Origin of the sequence: Halobacillus litoralis (assembly GCF_004101865.1) — a bacterium.
Lineage (GTDB): Bacteria > Bacillota > Bacilli > Bacillales > Halobacillaceae > Halobacillus > Halobacillus litoralis_A.
In genome coordinates this window covers 2,935,505-2,956,703 of sequence record NZ_CP026118.1, presented here as the reverse complement: position 1 = coordinate 2,956,703, position 21,199 = coordinate 2,935,505, and the positions used below count along the sequence as shown (strand labels likewise).

Genomic DNA, 21,199 nt, shown 5'->3' with positions numbered 1-21,199 from the left:
CAGTTCAGAATATTAAGCAATTATTAAGAGTCTATCAGCACAGGTCTCTAGTCCCCACTCTTCAAATCTTTTCTTTCAAACCTTCACTCTTTGACAAAAAGTGATAAAATATAGATTGGGAATTTTTGTCCTATTTCCACACATAATGACAGTATATAATATATTCAACAGACTTCCGCCCCACTCCCATACACCCCGTCTATTAAAAACGAGGTAACTCGAAAAGTATGAGGAAGGGAACAAGTTAACCTAACTTCAAGTCTCGATGTTCTGCTCGCTGGAGTCTCTCAACTTTCCTATCTAATAATTAATCAGGTTTTCCTCTATGTAATAGAGTTCTTCAACCTTGTTCAGATATTTTATAGGTTCCGTTTTCCTTCATGGCAAAGGACGGTGGGAAACGGTGAAGCGAGGCACTGCTTTTTCTTTTTCCAGCAACGGAAGTCTTGTATAGGAAAGAAAACCTGGCGTTGGCGGGGTGAAATGTGCGAGACTCCTAACTTGAAAGCGGAAGCACTGTTGATTCCACGATGAGCGTTCGGTGGTGACGCCTGCGGGAACAGTGCGAGCCGAAGATCCACTTGGTCAAATGATCTTCTTGACCAAGTTAGCTGAGGCCGTGCCCGCGGCAAGCATCCACCGACAAGCGATTCGTGAGAAGCAACAACCAACGCTAACAGCTCCTCTAGATTGAAAAGCGTTATCCAGGGGCTTCGCGAAAAGCTCGAGGAGGCTCAGCGTACTCCCACGGAAAGCGAAGTCGTTTCCCTGAGCCCTTTCCGTTTTTTAAATCAACGGAACCAGTGTTTCGAACAAAGCCTACATAAAAGGTGGACACAACATGGTATTCAGTAACTTAGTCTTTCTGTTCTGTTTCTTGCCTATCATTCTACTGGCATACTTCATCTCGCCAAAAGCTATTAAAAATATCATCCTATTGATCGCCAGTCTGTTCTTTTATGCCTGGGGAGAGCCAGTCTATATTTTTCTCATGCTCTTCTCCATCCATATGAATTACTTTCTCGGCAGGATGATCGGCAAGAATACAGCAAGGAAGAAGGCTTACTTAGCTTTAGCGATCATCGGAAATGTGGCGATTCTCGGTTACTTCAAATATGCCGATTTCTTCATTACAAATGTGAATCGCTTATTCAACACGTCATTGGAATTGACAGAGCTTCCGCTTCCGATCGGGATTTCCTTTTTCACTTTCCAAGCGATGAGCTATGTCATTGATGTTTATCGCAAGCAGGTAGAACCGCAAAAGAACCTGATTTCTTTAGCTCTTTACATATCCTTTTTCCCGCAATTGGTCGCCGGCCCGATTGTCAGGTATAACACCATCAATGAACAACTGATGAAGCGTAAGGTCACGTTGGATAAATTCTCTGAAGGGGTCAGACGGTTCATCATCGGCTTAGCAAAAAAAGTCCTGCTTGCGAATGCCTTCGGTGAAGTCGCTGATGGAGTCTTCACGAGTTCGACAGATGATTTGAGTTTAGCTACGGCGTGGATCGGTATTCTCGCTTACACCCTGCAAATCTATTTCGATTTCTCCGGGTATAGTGATATGGCGATCGGTCTCGGTAAAATGTTCGGCTTCGACTTTCTCGAGAACTTCAACTTTCCTTATATCTCATTGAATGTCACGGAATTCTGGAAACGCTGGCACATTTCATTAGGAGCCTGGTTCCGGGATTATGTATATATTCCTTTGGGTGGGAACCGGAAAGGCGAGGCTAAAACGATCCGCAATTTGTTGATCGTCTGGACGATCACCGGCTTCTGGCACGGAGCCAGCTGGACCTTCATGGCATGGGGTTTCTATTATGGGGTACTGATCACTATGGAACGGCTCGGGGGAGCAAACCTTCTCTCGAGATTATGGCGTCCCTTCCAGCATCTTTACCTTCTATTGATTGTCATGATCGGATGGGTTTTCTTCCGTGCCGATGATTTCACCTATTCCCTCTCCTATCTCGAGCGGATGTTCGGGATGGGGATCAACGGGTTGATGGACAGCCAAAGCTACATCTATTTGAACGATTACTGGTATATCTTCGCCTTAGGGATTCTATTCAGCATGCCGGTTCTGCCCTATTTGAAAAAGAAGACCAGTTCCATCCAGAAGAAAAAGCCTTTCCAAGTCACTTTTCCATGGATGTCGACCGCTTTCTATATGCTATTGATGATTGCTTCTATGCTCCAATTGGTGAATTCGACTTATAACCCATTCATTTACTTCAGATTCTAAGGGGGAACGAGATGAAAAAATTGAGGAATGCCCTTACTTCCATCGGATTTGTAATCGTGCTTTTCACAATCGGTCTTTATATGATTTTCAGTCCAGTCAGAGAAACATCCTATATCGAAAACCGCTCGCTCGCTACAGCTCCCCCTATAGAAGGAAATCAAATTGTGAACGGGGAATTCATGAAACGGTTCGAGCAATTTTTCACCGATCAGTTCCCGGGCAGGGATGTTTGGTTGAAGACATATTTAAACATCCAGTCAACTCTCGATAAGACCTTTTTATTGGGATACTATGTATCTGAGGATGCGTGGATTACGACAGAACCGGACCATTCCTTCCCTGAAGGTCAATTGGCAGAAGGAGCCGAGCACGTCAATGCCCTCAACGAGGAATTACAAAATAAAGGAATGGATTTCTACTATATCAATACGCCTCATAAAGTGACGAACATGCAGTTCCTGCTACCTGATTACATTGAACGGGGCGCATACGATCAAGTCCGGCACTACTTTTTGAACTCTTTGGATCGTTCAGTGGAAAAAATGGACATGATCGAACAGTTCAATGAAGACTATAGTGATTCAGAGATGAAGCAGTTATTTTTCAAAACGGATCACCATTGGAACAGCTACGGCGCCTTTGAAGGGTACCGAAAAATCATTGAATGGCTGGCTGAGCAGAACCAGGAGTTTTCACCGGTTACTGAAAAGCTTACACATGATGCCTATGAACGTTCCTGTCTTTCTGAGAAGGAATTCGTGGGCAGCTTCAACCGCCAGCTGTATTTATCTGTCGATACCGAAGAAAGAAAATGTGCGTTTTTCCCTAAAGACGATGCCTATGATGATTTTGTAGTAGAGAATGAAGGAGAGCGTGTCGATAACCAGAACATCTACGGCCGCGCCTTCCATGATACCGAGGAAAAAGTTTACTATAGTACCCTCCATACGACAGATTTCAGGGAATTGAAAATCACCAACCCTGCTCGACCTGAAGGTGAAAAAGTGCTGATTATCAAGGATTCTTACGTCAATGCGTTATCATTCCTCATGGCTCAGCAATTTCAGGAAACAACGTATTATGACCCTCGTCACAATAAAGACCGCTCCTTAATGGAGTATATTAAGAACCACGATTTCGACATCGTCATGGTGATGTATAATGACCCTTCAAGTGCTGGAGCGATTTACGAATTCAACCAGCCTCCAGAGTCCCAGGACTAAAACGGCATGGTGCACTTAGCCAAGGCGCTCATTTATATAAAAACGTCCTCCCCGTAATTACCGGAGAGGACGTTTTTTGTGTATTTATTGAAGTGCCCGATCTAAAACGGCAGCAAGTTCAGAACGCGTGATGTTTTCATCAGAACCGAATGTGCCGTCAGGAAAACCATTGACGATTCCTGCAGAAGCTACCGCTGTTACCGCTTCATAGCAGTAGCAGTCTTCAGAAACATCCGGGAACGAGACCGTTGTGTCTGGAGCAAGGTCAAATACCCTGTCGATGATGACGGCGACTTCACCTCGGGAAATCTTCTGTTTCGGTGCAAATGTACCATCAGGAAGACCTTTGATGAACCCTTCCTCGACCGCCGATGCGATATAACCAGAGCCAAAGGTGGAAGCATCCACATCAGGAAAATGGGAGGCCCGTTTTGTTCCGTCAAGACCGATCGCACGACCGATCATCGTCACGACTTCTTCGCGGGAAATTTCACCGAGTGGTGCATACCTTCCGTCTGCCACACCTTTGACGATTTCCTCTTTATATAAACTGCGGATGTATGGATAATGCCAATCACCAGGACGGACATCTGCAAACGGACGATCGAGCGATTGAACCAGCCCGTACCCATAGTCGAAATCTTTTCCAGCTTCACCAAGATCGATGCCCCTGTCAACAAGAAGGTTTTTCACTTCTTCCTCTGTTGCATGAGGATAAGCCTCTAGCGTCAAAGCCAAAACCCCGCTCACATAAGGAGCTGCCATCGATGTACCATTCATACTCCTATAGCCATCCGGGTATTTATCTGTCGTGATGTAAGAACTGTAAATGCTTGTCCCGGGAGCTACAAAGTCCAAAGATTCACCGCCATAGGAAAATAACGCGCGTGCATCCTTCTGATCGACAGCGCCGACACTGATGACACTCTCGTAGCGTGCTGGATACATGACATCATTCAAATATTCCCCGCCGCAGAGGATTCCGTTTCCTGAAGCTGCGACAACCGTGATTCCAGCATTTTCTGCGCGCTCGAGTGTCTGTTTCATTCCAGTCGATGGTTTACAGGAAGTCAAGCTCAAGTTGATGATGTCAACCTTCTGCTCGATCGCCCACTCGACACCTGCGACGATTTCACTTTCCCAGCCATCCCCTTCTTCATCAAGGGCTTTGACGGCATATATTTCTGACTGTGGTGCGACACCGACTATCCCTACATCATTATCCTGGGCGCCGATCACTCCTGCCACATGGGTGCCGTGGCCATTGTCATCCTGCCAGCTGTCTGTTTCATCCAAAACACTGACACCTTTTTTAATATTCAAGTCGGGGTGACTGCTATCTACTCCTGTATCAACAATAGCGACTTTGACCCCTTCACCTGCGAGGCCCCATTCTCTGGATTGTCCGATTTTCGTAGTTTCATAGCCCCATGTCTGCTTTTGAGCGCTCGTTTTCACTTTCTGATCTTCTTCGAGCCATTTCACCTCTGGATGTGAACGTAACTCTTTGATTTTATCCTTTTCGAGGGATGCTGAAACAACATTCATTTTTTCATATGTATGATGGACCTCGGCGGAAATCTCTTCTAGCAGTCTTTCATCGATAGAGTCTTCAAATCCGATCATCATTCGCTCAGATGACGGTAAACCTTCAGCTGAGGCCGTAGTCCCTAATGATGAGACTAGCAGGATGATGAAAAAACCAAGCCAAATCTTGTGTGCGTGTTTCATGAACATTTCCCCTCTCGGATCCTAAAATAAATAGAAGCGAACAATATGTTCGCTTCTATTCCTTATTCTTTCCAATTATAATAGTCAACGATTCCAAGAGCAACAGCTCTGGATGCTGCTTCACGATACTTCTGCGTTTTAAGTTTAGAAGAATCTTCATCATTGGTCAAGAATCCGATTTCAGTCAGAACAGCTGGTAGTGGATTCGCTTTGACGACACGGTAGCCGACGTTCTTCACACCACGGTTCGACATATCCATTTCTTTGTACAGACGATTGTTGATGAATGAAGCAAGCTTCACACTCGCATATTCGCGGTCGGACAAGCCTGCAGCATAATAGAAAGTCTCCACTCCAGTTGCACTGCTAATGAAAGCATTGGCGTGGATGCTGACGAATGCATCGGCATCGTTTCTCGTAGCGATCGCCACACGGCCGTCCAGTGATGGATACCAGTCAGACTGACGTGTCATGACGACATCAATTCCTGCATTTTCTACAATTTCTCTTGTTTTCAGACCAACATCAAGAACGACATTTTTCTCAATCAATCCATTCGCACTTGCGCCAGGGTCACTGCCGCCATGCCCTGGATCCAAAGCTATTTTCCAATTCTTCGTCGGTTTGTCAATTAAATAGTAGGAATTGACATACCCTTTCGTGTTTCCAGAGGAGATGTAAACCCAATCTCCTTCTCTTTTGTAAACAGAAACTACCTCACCCGGATCCAATTTACCGACTTTTTCGTGGTTGACACCAGGGCCTTGGCGGACATTCAGGAAATCCGCGTCGACGACTTTTTCATCAATCACCTCTAAAGGCTCTTCCTCTTCTTGGGAAACCTTGAAGTCCGGGTTCATCCCTCTAGCTACGAACAAAGCGAATTCTGTACGTGTGATTGTTTTTTCCGGCTTGAAATACCCGCCCGGCACACCTTCAGAGATTCCAGCTGTTGTAAGCAGGTTGACCGAGTGATAAACATTGTTCTTATTGCTGACATCTTTATAGGAAACATCACTCGTCTCTTTCAAGTTGAAAGCATTAGAAATCAAATAAGCCATTTCACCACGTGTCATAATTTCTTTCGGTTTGTAGGTACCATCCGGATAACCCTTGATGACTCCCTCTTCAACGGCAGACTGTATGTACCCAGAAGCAAATGAACCTTCGTTCACATCAGGAAAGGAAGTACTTCTTTGCTCCCCGTCAAGATCCAAAGCACGTCCGACCATTGTAGCCGCTTGTTCTCTTGTCACTTCATCAGAACCATGGAAAGCACCATCAGGCATACCCTTGATGATCGATTTCCCGGTCAGATAAGTTATTTCATTTTCATAAGCAGATGGAATCCCCTCTATTGACGATGCTGAAACTTTATCATATTGACCTAAAACCAAACTCAGTAAAAGAAGACCTACAAGCAAACCAGACATTTTCTTTACCATTTATAGTCGTACTCCTTTATGTGTTTTATCCCCGTAAGCAGAAACAGCAGAAAAATGAATTTCCTAGAGTTCTCCTCGTACCACCTTTCCGAATTACAATAATTGTCATTGTAACCATCATCTAGTCGCTTATTATATCGGAAAATACGACAGTTTTTTTATCCGACGAATTTCCTATTTTAATATTTTTGTCATAAAATCTTAAAACTTAAGTTTTTTTGGCGATAAATCTGGGTAAGAAAGATATTTTTCTCAAAGGCTGGTATTTTAGTAAAAATAGGTAAATCGAGCGCTATTCAGATTTCAGAATTTTTGTTAGATTAAGAGATGATTACAAAACATGACAAGGAGGAAACAATTATATGAAGAAAATACTTCTAATGTGTCTGACAGTCGTCCTTTTTGTCGGAATAACGACTCCAGCAACTGCCTCGGCAGAAGACGATATTACAGGCACCCTATTTGAAGAAGAAATGAGGGCCCTCGTAGAAGCGGGCATCATGAAAGGGTACGGAGACGGTACATACGGACCAAAAGACAAGGTGACACGCGCCCAATTTACGACATTCATCGTAAGAGCGCTCGACATTCAACTCGGAGAAGATACGGTTGCTGATGTAGCCGCTTCTGAAGATTATAATTACGGGGATGTCGATCCGCAGAAATGGTATTATCCATATATCATCGCTGCGAGTGACGAAGGTCTGATCAAAGGGTATCCGAATGGAAACTTCGGACCGACCGATTACATAACACGCCAGGATATGGCAATGATTATGGTTAGTGCCGCCGAACTGAAAGGTGTCATTAGTGAAGCAGAGGACCTTGAGTTTGAAGATACGGATGAAATCAAATCTTACGCGAAGGATGCTGTCAAACGATTGACGGACCTTGGTATCATCAACGGGAAAGAAAGAGATGGAAAAATTTATTTCGCACCTTTTGACAAGACTTCCCGTGGAGAAACAGCGGCTGTCATCAACCGCCTGTTGAATGTGCTCGAGCCACCTGAAGAGTTGGATTACCGGGTAGCTACTCTATCTCAAGATGACGATCCTACGATTCACGGAGACTATGAAACATACGAAGAGGCTGTTGCTCATGCAGACGGAGACCAGGTCGTCCTGAAAGGGAGTAACATTGTCTGGATCGATGAAGGAAAAGGAACAACCAACGCCTTTACGATTCTATATACTTCTGAATCTATGACATCTAACACGACCTATACAACGAGTGGAGTAGATGTAGAAGTCCTCGAAATCAGTGAAGACTGGGTTAAAATCCGCCTTGCTGATACAGTTGGCTATGTCGATCCGAAAAAAGTCAACTTGACGCCAGAGAATATGGTCAAAGATGAATCCTATTACTATGTAAGCGATGGTAACCTCTATCACCGCTTATACAATGCCATTACAGACCGCACAGCCTCGTATATGTACGGTGCTGCACCAGACTTCATGAAAGAAAATGCGAGATACTATAGTGAAAACGGAAATACATTCTACAATCAATCAGGGACTTTGGCAGGCGAAGCTTACCAATACTTCAACAGAATGCCCCTTTATACAGAAACAGAGTATACAGGCGAACAGCTTGATGAGTATGTAGCACACATGGTTCCTGACAGTCCATTGATCGGTACTGGTGATGCTTTCAAGAAAGCGGAAAAAGAGCATGGCACAAACGCCCTTTATCTTCTTGCCCACGCGATCCACGAAAGCAGCTGGGGCCAAAGTAAAATCGCGAAAGACAAAAACAACCTGTTCGGAATCGGAGCAAATGACGGAAACCCTTACGAAGATGCTTGGGAATATGAAAGTTACGAAGAAGGTATTCTGGAAGCTGCAGAAGAGTTCATCGTACCCCGTTACTTCGATTCAAGCACTTCCATTTATAATGGCGCGCACCTCGGCAACAAGAGCAGCGGAATGAACGTGAAATACGCTTCTGATGCTTACTGGGGTCAAAAAATTGCCGGTCATATGTATCGAGCAGATCAGTACTTGAGCAGCCAATATGAAACCAGACCAGAAGGGGAAGCCTATGAACTTGCTCAAACCGTTGCTTCTTACGTAAATGTCCGGGCGAATCCGGAGGTTGGCGACAATAAGCTGTACCAACTGCCAAGAGTGGGAACGACAGTTCAAATCCTCGATGAAATCGAAGCGAACGGCACTTGGTATGAAATTGCACCTAAGAATATCGGCGGAGATTCATATGAAAAAACATTCGCCTACAGTGATGGTTTCTCCTCCTACGGAACCAGCTTCAAAAAGCTGCCTGTCGCAAAATAACCATGTTTATAAAATGAAGGAGCAACAACTATATTGTTGCTCCTTTTTTATGTTATATTATGGAGAGCAGGAATGTGTTAATTAAAGGAGTCACATCATAAAATGAAGCAGGTAAATATATTAGGAATACCTTTCACAAATATGGACCACGTCACTCTAGTCCAACAACTACAACAACATATCGAGCAAAGGGAAAAATCTTTCGTCGTCACCGCTAACCCCGAGATTGTTATGCGTGCCCACGATGATTCCTATTATATGGATTGCTTACAAGCCGCTTCGTACATAACTGCTGATGGGATCGGCATCGTGAAAGCTTCTAAGCTCCTGAAAGATCCCTTGCCTGAACGGGTGACCGGTTATGATATTATGATGGAATTCCTCCAAATAGCCGAACAAAAAAAGTACCGCGTCTTTTTACTGGGCGCACATGAAGATATATTGCAAAGAGCCGTCCGCAACATCAATGCCCATTACCCTCATATAGAAGTAGTCGGTTCACGGAATGGCTACTTCGAGTGGGACGACCATACAGTTGCTGAGGATATTCACCAAGCCCAGCCGGATATCGTCTTTGTCGCATTAGGTGTCCCTAAGCAGGAAAGATGGATTGCTGAGAACTATAATAAATTCAATCAAGGCGTCTTCATTTGTGTCGGTGGAAGTATCGATGTCGTTTCTGGAGATGTGAAGAGGGCACCGATGAGGTGGCAGAACATGAATTTAGAATGGCTGTACAGACTTATGAAACAGCCGAGCCGCTGGAGAAGAATGCATGCTCTCCCCCGCTTCACTTACAAAGTCCTTCGTCAAAAGGCCGGGAAACAGCCATGAAGCCTTCCCTGTTTCTTAAGAGTACGCTCATTCTGACCATTGCGACGTTGACTTCCAAGCTTTTAGGAAGCCTTTTCCGCGTACCGCTGCAAAACATCGCCGGAGATGAAGTGTTAGGGATTTTCAGCCTTGTTTATCCAGTTTATATGGTGGCCCTTATCCTGTCAGTTGCAGGCATTCCGATCGCCATTTCCAAGCTGATTGCTGAGGCACGTTCATCTGGAACAGAAGCTGACATTCACCACATTCAAAAGACTGCACGCATTTTGGCCCTATTGCTTGGTATAAGTAGTATGGGCTTTCTTTTGGTGTTCTCACATCCGATTTCGCAAATGATCGGTGGAAGCGCGACCGAGCCTTCGTTGATTGTTGTATCCTTCACCTTGCTGGTCGCTCCTTATATGGCTGTCGACCGTGGCTATTTCCAAGGCTTTGAAGACATGCGTCCAACAGCCATCTCTCAAGTGATCGAACAATTTATCAGGGTGCTCATCATCTTAGCCGCAGCCTATGCGTTAACGGCGATGGATTATAATGACACGACGATCGCTGCCGGTATTATGATCGGCTCATTTATCGGGGCAACCGCCTCATTGATTTATTTAAAAAACCGTTTGCAGAAGTCCACGATTCAAGTCCAGGTTGTGCAAGGATACAGTTTTTCCATTTTTAAAAAGTGGGGGAAGAAGATTCTTTCCGTATCGCTTCCGATTGCCATAGGCACCCTGACTATGGCTCTTTTTAACGTCGTCGACTCTGTCACAGTTCCTTATAATCTGCAAGTCCACCACGGAGGAGATGACCAGGTCACCTTCCTTTATGGAATCTATGGACGAGGCCTCGCCCTTGTTCAGATCGCGACAGTTTTTGCTACATCAGTCATACTCCCCTTGATTCCTTCATTAACGAAGCACGTCAACGACGGAGAGCTGAAGGAGGCCGGGGATCTGATCGAAACCACCCGCGGGCTGACTCATGTCCTATCATGGCCTGTCGCCATCTTACTGATCGTCCTGACGGTTCCGATCAACATCGCCCTCTTCACTGATACAGAAGGAAGCCTGATGATCAGTATAGTAAGCTTAAGTTCTGCCTTCATTTCCTTGACGCTCGTCGGTACAGCGATTCTCCAGGGAATGAACGCTACCCGAATCGCTGCCATCATCATCCTTGGTGGTGCCGCTGTCAAAGGGATCAGCAACTTCCTTTTTGTCCCTGTGTTTGGTATTGAAGGAGCAGCACTCGGATCGCTGGTTACTTATATGCTCGTCGTCATCATCAATAGCCGGATGATCCAGCAGCGCATCCAACTGAATCCCGACCATGGAAGCTTAGCGAAAGTCATAGGGACAGCTACCGTGCTAGGGGGAATCACAGCACTCACTTACCTGTTCATAGAACCATCTGAATGGTCACGTGGCGGGGCACTTCTTTTCGTTGTGCTCGCTTCATCCACCTATATGATCCTGTACGGGTTCAGCTTGTTGCAATGGAAAGCCATCGATCAGCGCATGTTACAACAGGTCCCATTCTTATCTAAATGGAAACGTTAATACCACAAGGAAGGGAGCCGGAAAATGAAAATCGTCCTATCCGGTTATTACGGCTTTCACAATACTGGAGATGAAGCGATCCTAAAGGCAATGATCCAGCAGTTGAAAGCTATCGAACCGACCATCCACATTACAGTACTTTCCCAAAACCCCGCCCATACGATGGAAACGTATGGGGTCGATGCCGTAAACCGTTGGCGATTCAAGGAAATCGCTAAGGTTTTGAAGGAGTCTGATGGGTTGATCAGCGGCGGGGGAAGCTTACTGCAAGACGCGACCGGTCCAAGGTCCGTGCTTTATTATACAGGGATCATCCACCTCGCCAAATGGCTGAAGAAACCCGTCTATGTCTATGCCCAAGGAATGGGCCCTTTCTATAAGAAATCGAGCCGCCGTTTAGTGAGGTTGGCTTTGAATCGAGTCGACGGGTTATCCGTCCGGGATCGACATTCACGACAATTATTAGAAGAAATCAAAGTCTCCCCTCCGGTCCACCTTTTCCCGGATCCTGTTTTCGGTTATGACTTCCATCCGCAAAGCATTGGAAAGCCCGCGGAAAAACCGGTGCTCGCCGTCAGTATTCGTGAGTGGAAGGGCGGAGAGAAATATCGCGATAAGCTGACATCAATCCTCGACCATTACAGTAAAAACGGTTTTGTGATCCATTTCGTTCCGATGCATGGCACGTCCGATGAGGCGTTTTCTGCAAAGGTGGCCGCCTCCCTCAGCGAGGAAACTGTCGTCCATTCCGGGGATCTGTCCATCGATGTGAAGTTATCGATCATCTCCCAATCCCATCTGCTGATCGGAATGAGGCTCCATGCGCTCATCTTCGCAGGTATATGCAACGTTCCATTTGCAGCCCTTTCCTATGATCCAAAAATAGACGCTTTGGCTGAGCAGCTGGACTACCCTGTCACCGCTCACGTCGACGATGATTCTTGGTCCCCACAATCGCTGATCGAGGAAATCGACCGCCTTTGTGCCAGTCTGGAATTCTATAAAGAGAAATTGAGCGCCAGGGTGCGTCCGCTCCGCTCAGAAGCCACTCAGGCACCCAAGGAAGCGCTCGCCTGTTTCAGAAGACATAAAAAATAGAGAGCATGCCGTCCCCTTGACGGCATGCTCTCTATTTTCTTGATTTCCAAACTTTCACTAAGAAAGTAGGAAGCTTTATTTGTCTTTTGATTCTCCACGGTTCCTTGATCAAACGATACAACCATTCAAGGCCGACTTTTTGAAAAGCACCAGGGGCGCGCTTCACTTTTCCTGAAAGGACATCAAACGATCCGCCTACACCCTGGAAGACCTTCACATCCAATTCATCCATATGATCGACGATCCAATGCTCCTGTCTGGGACTACCGAGAGCAACAAAAATAATATCAGGTTTTGCTTCATTAATTGTTTCCTTGATGTATTCATAGTCTTTCACATACCCGTCAAGAACTCCTGCGATTCTTAATTCTGGGTACATTTCTCTGAGACGATCTTTCGCTTCATCTGCCACGCCTGGCTTCGCACCATATAAGAAAACGGATTTATCATGGAGGGAAGCTTGCTCACAAAGGGCAAGCAGCATATCAATACCAGTGACTCTTTCTCTGATCGTCCCGCCGTTGAGTCTGGAAGCAATAAGTATGCCTACTCCATCCGGTATTTGATAAGTGGCTTGATTCAGGAGATACAGCAAACTTTCATCCCTTTGCGCCTGCAGAATCTTTTCAGGGTTGATGGCCACAATAAAGGACTTCCGGTTCTCATCTATATCCGTTATTATATTTTCTTTAAGCTGATCGTATGTGAAATTACTTACGTCAACCCCTAAAAACTTTTCCTTCATGTTTTCACCTAGACCCTTATCCGTTTTTTGAATCTCCTAAGCGTTTCGCTATGAAGCCAGCATTTTTCCATTCATCTAACGATAACGCATTTTTCGTATCAAAGACAAGTCTATTCTTCATTTTACCTTTAATATTTGCAGGGTCAAGTTGTTTGAATTCATCATGGTCAGTCAGGATGACAAGGATATCTGCACCTTCCAATGCCTCATCCATACTCTGTGTCTGATTCGATGCGACATTTTCTTTGATATGCGGGTCATAGGTCTTGAAGCTGATACCTTTTTCAACTAACTCCATAATCACCTTCAGAGACGGACTCTCTCTTTGGTCGTCGATATTCGCCTTGAAAGAAAGGCCGAACAAAGCCACCTTCGGGTCATGGATGAATTGTTCTTTGGCGATTTTTTGGATTTGTTCTGCCGCATAAACCGGCATATGGTCGTTCGTGTTGCGCGATAGCTGAATGATTTTGGAAAGGTCCGGCTCGATCTCAGCCAGGAACCAAGGATCGACTGCGATACAGTGACCGCCCACTCCCGGTCCTGGGGTATGGATATTCACACGCGGGTGATAATTCGCCAGTTTGATTGCTTCCCATGAATTCACACCGATCTTATCACTGATCAGTGCGAGCTCATTAGCAAATGCAATATTGACATCACGATAAGTATTTTCAATGACTTTAGCCATTTCCGCTGTCGTCGCATCCGTCAGATGGATATTCCCTTTGACAAAAGATTCATAAAGCTCTTTTGTCATCGTTGAGGACGTTTCGTTGATGCCGCCCACGATGCGATCATTGTCTACCAGCTCTTGGAAAACTTTCCCCGGGATCACGCGTTCTGGAGAATGGGAAATGAACAGCTCTTTTCCGATATCCAAGCCTGTCTCCTTCAAGACTGGGACCATGACGTCTTCCACAGTTCTTGGAGGCACCGTCGATTCCAGGATGACAAGGTTACCTTCTTTCACAAATGGAACAATAGCTTCCGTGGCTTTTCTTACATAATCAAGGTTGGCTGTCTTATCTTCACGAATAGGTGAAGGGACGGCAATCACAAATACGTCCGCTTCCACTGGCTCAAGCGCTGCTTTGAAGTTTCCAGCATCCACAGCTTCCTCCAGACGTTCCTGTAAACCGTTCTCTTCAATATGAAGCTGCTTGTTATTAATCATTTCTACAGCTTTATGGTTAACATCCACCCCGTGAACTTGGTGGCCATGAATTGCAAACATGACAGAAGTCGGAAGGCCGATATAACCAAGCCCTACGACGCAAAGTGACTTCTTCATTCCATATACTCCCTTTCTCATTCCAGGCATTCTTAGCTGTTGATCTATATATTTAAGTACATAGTTATCCTGCCGTTCTACCTGACCCGTGACGGCAGTTTGAACCTATGCAGTTGAAAATCCCTGACGTTTCCTATAAAAGTGATAGCTGACGAAACACTCCATCATATTGTTCGATATCTTTTCATCTTTATGACGTTTGAGCAATAATATTCTTAAGCTGACAGTGGATAATAATCCAATCAGAATGTAAGATATACTCAAAAATCAATTGTATCTTATTTTCCTACATTTTTCTATTATGATCACTGATTCACATAACTCAATTATACTTCCTTTTCCCTCTTCGATTCAATAAAAACTTCCTTAACTAATTATCTTTACACAGGCTGGATTATGGATAGACAGTGTCTTGTTAATAGTTTATACTTCAATGTGGCTTCTACCATTACTTAGGATCAATTTATTGGGGTGTTTCTATATGTCCAAACTGATTAACAAAGATCTCTTTAAAAAGCTGTTATTGCTTTTTATCGTTCTTCAACCAATCTTAGATGTCCTCACATACTTTTCACTGAAGGCGACGGACTTGAGCTTGACTATCGGCATCATTGTCCGCGTGCTTTTCATGGGAGTGTCCTTGTGGTTCATCTTTTTCGGTAATTCGAGTAAGCTGAAAAAATATGTCATCGGATATTTAGTTGCTCTAGCTGCTGTCTTGACCATCGGCCTTGTTTACAACTATTTCGCAAAGCCGATCTTCGACCCATTCTTAGAGCTTCAATTCTTAGCTAAAACAGTCTATTTCCCAGTGATGCTGAGTGCCTACCTCTTAATGTTTACCACAATGAGCCAGGTATCATTCATGCGTTCACAAATCCTGAAGGCTATTTCGTTTGCCATGCTTATTGTATCTTTATCTTTATTCCTGGCTATTATCACAGGAACTTCTTCAGATACTTATGAGTGGAACAAATTCGGCTTCAAAGGCTGGTTCAATTCAGGAAATGAACTTGGATCGATTGTAGCGATCGCTTTTCCACTCGTCTATATATACACATTGAATAAAGTCGACCACCTGCGTAAATGGTATTACTTCATTCCAATGTTGATGCTTGCCTCTGTCTCTATTCTACTTGGTACAAAAGTCGGCTTCTTTGCCGTCTTAGGTGCTGCGATCATTGTATTTGCCAGTTACCTGATCTATTGGATCATCTATCTGATCAAGAAAAAAACAAAAGAGCCTCACCTGCAATTGAGATTGATCGCCTCGCTTCTGTTCTTGGCTATTTTCCTGATTGCTACTCCATTCTCTCCTACTTTCTCCAACGTTTCCGGAGATGTCGGACAGATCAACGAGCAACGGGAAGAAGCTGAACAAGGCGGCGAAGGTGGTTTCGGAAGTGAAAACGGAGAAACTGATTCAGGAGAAAACGGCGGAACAGTCGGCGGTGACGATGCTGCTGCAGCGCTTGGAGAGCAGAATTTGATCCAATCGCCGATCTTGAAGATTATCTTAAGCTCACGGAATATCTATTTCACCCATATATTCGGGATGTACGAGGAAGCTGATGTGATTCAGAAAACATTCGGCATGGGTTATGCCGGAAACTACGAAGAAATCCGCAAATTAATTGAAATGGACTTCTTTGATTTGTTCTTTTCATTCGGGATTTTAGGAATAGCTTTGATTCTGCTGCCGTTCTTATTGATCGCCGGTCTGGTTATCAAGTTACTCTTCCAGGCCCCTGGCAGGGTGCTGCATCCTCAAAACATACTGATCATGCTATCAATCGGGTTCGGAACAGGGATCGCCTTCTTGGCTGGCCACGTCTTATACGCACCAGCAGTAAGCTTTTATTTGGCGATCAGCATGGTGCTGCTTCTTACCAACATGCTTAACTTGAACAAAGAAATCCGCGATTCCAAAACATCTGCATAAATGAACGTAAGAAAGGAGAGTACCACTATAGAGGGTCTCTCCTTTCTTTGGATTATATAGTTACAAAAGAAAGGAAAGAGATCTCCCATGACAGTCAGACATTACCGGAGCGGGGATGAAACTCTCATCCAGTCCTTGTTCAAAAAAACATTCGATCAGGAAATGACTTTTTCAACGTGGAAATGGAAGTTCATCGATAACCCTAAACAAAAGCAGCCTTTCATCCTTGTTTATGAAGAAAATGGTCACATCCTTGGACATATCAGCTTATGGGTGACGGAGGCCTTTATCAATGGGGAAAAAAAGAAAATCGGTTTACGTGTAGACACAATGGTGGACCCGGATGCGCGTGGTAAAGGGATTTATAAAAAACTCAACACTTCACTAATCGAGGAAGCAGACCAGGCAGGCATCGATTTTCTCTATGGATTCCCGGCCCCGAAAGCCAAGGAGTTGTTTCTAAGATACACTGGTGGTACACATATGACAGACATGCCTCGCTGGATGTATGTCCAAAAGCCCCTGTCGCTTTTGGCATCAAAGTTCAAACCGTTGAAATTACTGCAGCCTTTAGACCAGCTCTACACTAGGATCCGCCAATCAAAACAGGTGGAAAGTGACTATGAAATCCGCACCATCCATCAATGTGACGAGACTTTCGATCAGCTGGCCGAGCTGGCCAAACATCAAAGCCATGCCATGATCGTGCGCGATTCCCAGTATTTGAATTGGCGTTTTTTCGACCACCCTGCCAAAGATTACGTCATGCAAGGCTTATACCGCGAAGACGAGCTGCAAGGTTATGTCGTCACCCATCAAGCCCAGGGGGCCTTTCATAATGGCCTGATCATTGACTGGCTAGCCATTGAAGAAGCTATATGGCCGCACCTCCTTCACCATGCCATGAACGAATTGCACCAGACGGACGTCATACAAACATGGGCATTGCCCCATACTACGGCGGCAAAAGCTTTAAAAGCAAAAGGCTTTGTCCATAAAGACAGTCCGATGCCTCTTGTCGGTAAAGAGATAGCAGGCCATGCTGCAGAATTGAATGATGCTGAGAAGTGGTTCATCACTCCTGGAGATGTCGATTCATTTTAAACGAAATAAAGTGACCAAGGCGCTTGCGCTTTTGATCCAATTAAATCTTCTATAAATTCCCAGAAAATAAACAAGGAGCATGCTGATGAATGAAGTCAGCATGCTCCTTGTTTTTATGATTTTTCTTTTTGTTTCTTCTTTTCTTCCCTGGTGAAAAGTCCAATCAGTGGACGTTTCCCCCTGTAAACGACCCCAGTCATTTCTGCAAACAAATGAAGGAGCAGAAGGATAACGAATGTAATGATCAATGATATTCCGAATGAAGTCAGTGAAAACAGCAAAGCTAACAACCCGAAAACAGCACTGAAGGCATAGATAATCAACACAGTCGTCCGGTGACTGAAGCCTGCCGCTAAAATCTGATAGTGGATATGCTTGTTATCAGGCATCATGATTTTCTGTTTGTTGATCAGCCTTCTTAAAATCGAAAACAATGTGTCGAAAACCGGAATAGCCAGCACGATGATCGGGATGACGAAACTGAATAATGTAACGTTCTTAAACAAGCCGACCATGGAAATTACCGCCATCGAGTAACCTAAGAAAAGGGACCCTGTATCGCCCATATAAATGCGCGCCGGATAGAAATTATGGAACAGGAATCCGATGTTACTGCCGATAAGTACAACACATAAATATACGATAGCAATTTGAGGTTCAATGGCCAGCGCCATCACCGCAATACTGATCAGGGAGATCGTCGAAACACCTGCAGCTAACCCATCAAGTCCATCGATCAAGTTGATCGCATTCGTTATCCCGATTATCCATAGGAACGTAAAAATGATGCTGAACGGCTCACCTAAAGAAACCATTCCGATGAACGGGATACTCATCACATCAATTTTCAAACCGGAAAGAATCAAGACTGCAGCAGCGGCTACTTGTCCTGAAAGCTTGAAAATCGGGCGGATTTGATAACGGTCATCAAGCAGTCCTGTCAGAACGATAAGGAAAGCGCCGATACAAATAGGGATGATATATGGAAGGTCCGGGCGGATATAGAGCATTCCTGCAACAGCTCCACCGAAGATTGCAAGACCTCCCATCCGCGGAGTTATCTCTTTGTGGATCTTTCTCAATTCTGGATAGTCCATCATCTTCCATTTCACCGCCAGACTCATTACTGGAAAAACGAGCAGATAGCTGACAGCCATAGAAAGAAGAATGGCAATGGTTATATCTAAGTATATGTTCATAAAAATCCTCACTTACTTATTAGGTTTACATCTTTGTGGCGGTTTCATTATATCACACGCGTGCAAGAAAATTGTCAAACGTTGTCTTGATTTTTTTCTGACACCGGCTGATCTTTTTTTCATATTTGAAGGAAGTCGACGGCACTTCTCTCAAAAAATCGACGCCCACCTAACCGGTGCGCGCCTTATTTCCCTTTATATATTAACGCTGCAACTGTTCAATCAACTGATCAATGACTTCTTTTGATGATAGCAATTCCGAGTCTTCTGTTTTCTGAATGATATTTTGCAAAATTTCTTTTAAATTATCCATGCTACCCACCTTTTCTTGGAAAAAATCTATTACTCTTCTATTTACTTAAATCTTCGTTTCTAAACGACTTTTTCTGACGGCATCCTATGTATCTAATCCATTAGACGGTTCGTACAAGGAAAAGTTTCATATTTTCATTATTTCCGGGGAAATATGCCAAAATGTTTCATTTATCTTCATTCATCCTATACTATTTCTCGATAGAAGGAAAGAAAATTTTTATTTTGCTATCAATATATGAATCTTAGGAGGCATTGTGATACAAACAAGAATAAATGCGCACATGCCCTGTTCGCCCGCCGACAAACTTATGCCATAACAGCGGGAACGATGCAGTCCAGGTGGCAACCTCCTTTTGTAAAGCACGCACATGAAAAAGCCTGGCTCTTGTACTTCCAGAGCCAGGCTTTTTACGAATAGCTATGAGACGGTCGCCCATGTCCTTTGTAAAGTTTTTAACGTGTAACTGGCATAGGCGAAGCGATGGACGTGCTTCTGGATCACTTCCAATCCCTCTTGATGATATGTGAAGAAAATGACGGCGGGATGCAACAACGAATCGTAAAAGAAGATAGGGTTGAAGCTGCGCTCTAATTTCCCGAACCCCCAATGTCCGAATAAATCGAGCTGGCAGATGTATGAATCATCGAGAATAGCTGTCGATATGACATCTGTTTTCCGATTGCTATATTCCATCAGATGATGATAACAGACTGCTGCTTGCAGATAGGAAAGCGGAGATTCATCTCCCATGATTCCTTCCATGATTTCTGCCTCGGGGACCGCCTTTCCCTCCGCTTCCCCATAAACTTCCCCATCACGGCTGAAAATCTTCCAGCCAGCTCTGAGACGGAGTTGTGAATACTGATCCACGATCGAACTCAGTTCACTGACAAAACAAGAGCCTTTCATATAAGCTGGAGGACTCTTCGCAGTGATATTCTTCCGTGCGGCTTCCCTTGTAAATACCGTTTTATTCCTCAACACCACCATCCTCCTTATCGTTTATTTTTCATGAGATCCGGGACTCTCCCTTCCTCCAGGAAGACTCGGACTTCTTCCAAGCTGAGTCCCAACCTTTTCGCTTCTTTTATCAATAAAACCCATTCTTCATCGTATTCCTGAAGATCCTGTCGCACTATAACCTAACCCCTTTCAGTCGTATCACTTCCGCTCTCTATTTATTATTATTCGCATACTTGTGAGTCAATAACTCTTCTAAAGGGACATCCAATGTCTTCGCCAATTTCCCCATAACAATCAACGATGGGTTTTTTTGGACACCTCTTTCTATATTGCTGATATAGGACTTTGACACGCCGGATTTTCGAGCAAATTCATTAACTGATAACCCTTTTTCCATGCGTAACACTCGTATTTTCTCTCCGATGGGCGACAATAGCACCTACCTCACCTTCTCTAGTCAGCTGCCTGACTTTATTCACGTTCATATTATTTTGTTCTCTATTAAGAATATTATAAACTTATCGTTCTTTAAAATAAACACCTGAATTTCTTTATTAAGAACAAATTGTCGTTAATTTCCTTTATATCTCTAATTATTCCTTTATTTTTATTCTTTTTTTAAGTACAAAAACTTATTTTAATGTGGTAAAACTAGATGCGGCATTTCTTAAAATCGGCACAATTATATAGAAGTATTCATGAAGACCCGATTCAGAAATGTTTTGGAGAGATAGGGGCTACGGAAAACGGGTCGCTTTCCGTGGGGCGTGCGCTGAGCCCACAGGGCGCAGTAAGTCTACAGAAAGGTCTGCAACTTTCTGAGTTATCCACCAAAGAAAAAAACGAGTAGGACGATTTTATCGTTCAACTCGGCTTCTTCATTTTGCTGAAACATTTGGGCTCTTGCTCCCCCGTGTGCTTTAGTATTCATTTGAAAGCGAGCCATCGTCCTTTGTACCCGCAGAGTGATTTTCTTTTATTAATCAAAGGAAATCACTCTTTTTAGATGGATCTCGTTGCTTCCACGATGAGCGGTCGGTGGTGACGCCTGCGGGAACAGCGCGAGCCGAAGATCCACTTGGTCAAATGATTTTCTTGACCAAGTTAGCTGAGACCGTGCCCGCGGCAAGCATCCACCGACAAGCGATTCGTGAGAAGCAACAACAAACGTTCACAACTCCTCTAGATTAAAAAGGTTTCCAGA

Annotated in this window: 19 protein-coding genes; 10 read left to right on the top strand and 9 right to left on the bottom strand. The window is 44.3% G+C overall.

Features of this window, described 5'->3' with window-relative positions; translation table 11 throughout:
• The first annotated feature begins 541 nt into the window (after positions 1-541).
• The 3 genes from HLI_RS21730 to HLI_RS14815 all read left to right on the top strand — a co-directional run bounded on the left by HLI_RS21730 (position 542) and on the right by HLI_RS14815 (position 3,477).
• Positions 542-694: a hypothetical protein gene (locus HLI_RS21730; protein ID WP_164908574.1), complete on the top strand. Its 153-nt coding sequence runs from the start codon at positions 542-544 to the stop codon at positions 692-694.
• A gap of 147 nt (positions 695-841) precedes the next feature.
• The gene (locus HLI_RS14820) at positions 842-2,254 is read left to right on the top strand and encodes an MBOAT family O-acyltransferase (RefSeq protein WP_128525696.1); all 1,413 of its coding nucleotides are present in this window, start codon (positions 842-844) and stop codon (positions 2,252-2,254) included.
• An 11-nt stretch (positions 2,255-2,265) separates the two neighbouring features.
• Positions 2,266-3,477, top strand: a complete 1,212-nt coding sequence (locus HLI_RS14815; protein ID WP_128525695.1) for a DHHW family protein — start codon at positions 2,266-2,268, stop codon at positions 3,475-3,477.
• An 84-nt stretch (positions 3,478-3,561) separates the two neighbouring features.
• Here the strand turns inward: HLI_RS14815 and HLI_RS14810 are convergent, their stop codons facing one another.
• On the bottom strand, positions 3,562-5,208 hold the full coding sequence (locus HLI_RS14810; RefSeq protein WP_164908573.1) for a S8 family serine peptidase: 1,647 nt from the start codon (positions 5,206-5,208) through the stop codon (positions 3,562-3,564).
• A gap of 62 nt (positions 5,209-5,270) precedes the next feature.
• Positions 5,271-6,653 (bottom strand): N-acetylmuramoyl-L-alanine amidase, encoded by a 1,383-nt coding sequence (locus tag HLI_RS14805; RefSeq protein WP_128525693.1) that lies wholly within the window; start codon positions 6,651-6,653, stop codon positions 5,271-5,273.
• 362 nt (positions 6,654-7,015) lie between these two features.
• Here HLI_RS14805 and HLI_RS14800 point away from each other — a divergent pair, with 362 nt between their 5' ends.
• From HLI_RS14800 to csaB, 4 genes are all read left to right on the top strand, one after another.
• Positions 7,016-8,947 (top strand): S-layer homology domain-containing protein, encoded by a 1,932-nt coding sequence (locus tag HLI_RS14800; protein ID WP_128525692.1) that lies wholly within the window; start codon positions 7,016-7,018, stop codon positions 8,945-8,947.
• Positions 8,948-9,049: 102 nt separating this feature from the next.
• Complete coding sequence (locus HLI_RS14795) at positions 9,050-9,781, top strand: WecB/TagA/CpsF family glycosyltransferase (RefSeq protein ID WP_128525691.1); 732 nt, start codon at positions 9,050-9,052, stop codon at positions 9,779-9,781.
• Positions 9,676-11,334, top strand: coding sequence for a putative polysaccharide biosynthesis protein (locus HLI_RS14790; RefSeq protein ID WP_241656011.1), 1,659 nt, complete (start codon positions 9,676-9,678; stop codon positions 11,332-11,334). Before HLI_RS14795 ends, HLI_RS14790 begins: the two co-directional genes overlap by 106 nt.
• A 24-nt stretch (positions 11,335-11,358) precedes the next feature.
• The gene (gene csaB, locus HLI_RS14785) at positions 11,359-12,432 is read left to right on the top strand and encodes a polysaccharide pyruvyl transferase CsaB (protein ID WP_128525689.1); all 1,074 of its coding nucleotides are present in this window, start codon (positions 11,359-11,361) and stop codon (positions 12,430-12,432) included.
• Positions 12,433-12,463: 31 nt separating this feature from the next.
• Here csaB and HLI_RS14780 read toward each other — a convergent pair whose 3' ends face one another.
• Both HLI_RS14780 and HLI_RS14775 read right to left on the bottom strand, forming a co-directional pair.
• The gene (locus HLI_RS14780; RefSeq protein ID WP_128525688.1) at positions 12,464-13,177 is read right to left on the bottom strand and encodes a WecB/TagA/CpsF family glycosyltransferase; all 714 of its coding nucleotides are present in this window, start codon (positions 13,175-13,177) and stop codon (positions 12,464-12,466) included.
• 16 nt (positions 13,178-13,193) lie between these two features.
• Positions 13,194-14,471: a nucleotide sugar dehydrogenase gene (locus HLI_RS14775; protein ID WP_128525687.1), complete on the bottom strand. Its 1,278-nt coding sequence runs from the start codon at positions 14,469-14,471 to the stop codon at positions 13,194-13,196.
• A gap of 481 nt (positions 14,472-14,952) precedes the next feature.
• Between HLI_RS14775 and HLI_RS14770 the strand changes: the two genes are divergently transcribed.
• Entirely contained in the window at positions 14,953-16,413 is a 1,461-nt protein-coding gene (locus HLI_RS14770; protein ID WP_164908572.1) for an O-antigen ligase family protein, read from the top strand.
• Between the two features lie 87 nt (positions 16,414-16,500).
• Positions 16,501-17,517, top strand: coding sequence for a GNAT family N-acetyltransferase (locus HLI_RS14765; RefSeq protein ID WP_128525685.1), 1,017 nt, complete (start codon positions 16,501-16,503; stop codon positions 17,515-17,517).
• Between the two features lie 113 nt (positions 17,518-17,630).
• Here HLI_RS14765 and HLI_RS14760 read toward each other — a convergent pair whose 3' ends face one another.
• The 5 genes from HLI_RS14760 to HLI_RS22155 all read right to left on the bottom strand — a co-directional run bounded on the left by HLI_RS14760 (position 17,631) and on the right by HLI_RS22155 (position 20,941).
• Positions 17,631-18,716, bottom strand: a complete 1,086-nt coding sequence (locus HLI_RS14760) for a glycosyltransferase family 4 protein (RefSeq protein ID WP_128525684.1) — start codon at positions 18,714-18,716, stop codon at positions 17,631-17,633.
• Between the two features lie 733 nt (positions 18,717-19,449).
• Positions 19,450-20,016 carry a hypothetical protein gene (locus HLI_RS14755; RefSeq protein WP_128525683.1) on the bottom strand — a complete coding sequence of 189 codons (567 nt, stop codon included), beginning with the start codon at positions 20,014-20,016 and terminating at the stop codon, positions 19,450-19,452.
• A gap of 11 nt (positions 20,017-20,027) precedes the next feature.
• The gene (locus HLI_RS14750; protein ID WP_128525682.1) at positions 20,028-20,168 is read right to left on the bottom strand and encodes an anti-repressor SinI family protein; all 141 of its coding nucleotides are present in this window, start codon (positions 20,166-20,168) and stop codon (positions 20,028-20,030) included.
• Positions 20,169-20,206: 38 nt separating this feature from the next.
• Positions 20,207-20,428 carry a helix-turn-helix domain-containing protein gene (locus tag HLI_RS14745; RefSeq protein ID WP_128525681.1) on the bottom strand — a complete coding sequence of 74 codons (222 nt, stop codon included), beginning with the start codon at positions 20,426-20,428 and terminating at the stop codon, positions 20,207-20,209.
• Between the two features lie 390 nt (positions 20,429-20,818).
• Complete coding sequence (locus HLI_RS22155; RefSeq protein ID WP_277750292.1) at positions 20,819-20,941, bottom strand: hypothetical protein; 123 nt, start codon at positions 20,939-20,941, stop codon at positions 20,819-20,821.
• Positions 20,942-21,033: 92 nt separating this feature from the next.
• Between HLI_RS22155 and HLI_RS21725 the strand changes: the two genes are divergently transcribed.
• Positions 21,034-21,186, top strand: a complete 153-nt coding sequence (locus HLI_RS21725) for a hypothetical protein (protein WP_164908571.1) — start codon at positions 21,034-21,036, stop codon at positions 21,184-21,186.
• The last annotated feature ends 13 nt before the right edge of the window (positions 21,187-21,199 follow it).

Coding starts and splice junctions, on each gene's coding strand:
- HLI_RS14810 (WP_164908573.1), bottom strand. CDS start 5,208: ATGAAACACGCACACAAGATTTGGCTTGGTTTTTTCATCATCCTGCTA.
- HLI_RS14820 (WP_128525696.1), top strand. CDS start 842: ATGGTATTCAGTAACTTAGTCTTTCTGTTCTGTTTCTTGCCTATCATT.
- HLI_RS14760 (WP_128525684.1), bottom strand. CDS start 18,716: ATGAACATATACTTAGATATAACCATTGCCATTCTTCTTTCTATGGCT.
- HLI_RS14790 (WP_241656011.1), top strand. CDS start 9,676: ATGGCTGTACAGACTTATGAAACAGCCGAGCCGCTGGAGAAGAATGCA.
- HLI_RS14795 (WP_128525691.1), top strand. CDS start 9,050: ATGAAGCAGGTAAATATATTAGGAATACCTTTCACAAATATGGACCAC.
- HLI_RS14770 (WP_164908572.1), top strand. CDS start 14,953: ATGTCCAAACTGATTAACAAAGATCTCTTTAAAAAGCTGTTATTGCTT.
- HLI_RS14765 (WP_128525685.1), top strand. CDS start 16,501: ATGACAGTCAGACATTACCGGAGCGGGGATGAAACTCTCATCCAGTCC.
- HLI_RS14805 (WP_128525693.1), bottom strand. CDS start 6,653: ATGGTAAAGAAAATGTCTGGTTTGCTTGTAGGTCTTCTTTTACTGAGT.
- HLI_RS14800 (WP_128525692.1), top strand. CDS start 7,016: ATGAAGAAAATACTTCTAATGTGTCTGACAGTCGTCCTTTTTGTCGGA.
- HLI_RS14780 (WP_128525688.1), bottom strand. CDS start 13,177: ATGAAGGAAAAGTTTTTAGGGGTTGACGTAAGTAATTTCACATACGAT.
- HLI_RS14815 (WP_128525695.1), top strand. CDS start 2,266: ATGAAAAAATTGAGGAATGCCCTTACTTCCATCGGATTTGTAATCGTG.
- csaB (WP_128525689.1), top strand. CDS start 11,359: ATGAAAATCGTCCTATCCGGTTATTACGGCTTTCACAATACTGGAGAT.
- HLI_RS14775 (WP_128525687.1), bottom strand. CDS start 14,471: ATGAAGAAGTCACTTTGCGTCGTAGGGCTTGGTTATATCGGCCTTCCG.
- HLI_RS22155 (WP_277750292.1), bottom strand. CDS start 20,941: ATGGCTCGCTTTCAAATGAATACTAAAGCACACGGGGGAGCAAGAGCC.